This is a genomic window from Paraburkholderia sp. SIMBA_030 (assembly GCF_046535245.1).
Classification (GTDB): domain Bacteria; phylum Pseudomonadota; class Gammaproteobacteria; order Burkholderiales; family Burkholderiaceae; genus Paraburkholderia.
In genome coordinates this window covers 1-275 of the sequence record NZ_JAWRXB010000439.1, presented here as the reverse complement: position 1 = coordinate 275, position 275 = coordinate 1, and the positions used below count along the sequence as shown (strand labels likewise).

The window sequence follows — 275 nt, the reverse complement described above, 5'->3', positions numbered from 1 at the left end:
CTCCGAAATCAGGCGTTACGTGTGGTTTCTGCTTGCGGTAAAAGGACCGCTATGGTCTACTGGCGCGCATGTGAGCAGTTTTGCTCACCCTCTTTACCTCAGCCGCGCTGGCGGCATGCTTTCCCCTCGTCGGGAGAACTCTTTTAATCATCACGTGGCGGCTCTGCCGTCGATCGCTTTTTTGGGTGGACTCTTTGTACAAGGGCCCTCCAAGAAGGCTTAAGCGCGCCTATGCGCGTCGTCGGCCGGCATGACTGTCACCGTGTTTTCTGGGC

Annotated in this window: 1 protein-coding gene; it reads left to right on the top strand. The window is 57.1% G+C overall.

Features of this window, described 5'->3' with window-relative positions; all coding sequences use genetic code 11:
• Positions 1-223, top strand: a 223-nt coding sequence (locus SB772_RS40685) for a hypothetical protein (protein WP_410838609.1), incomplete at its 5' end; no start/stop codon positions are given.
• Between the last annotated feature and the right edge of the window lie 52 nt (positions 224-275).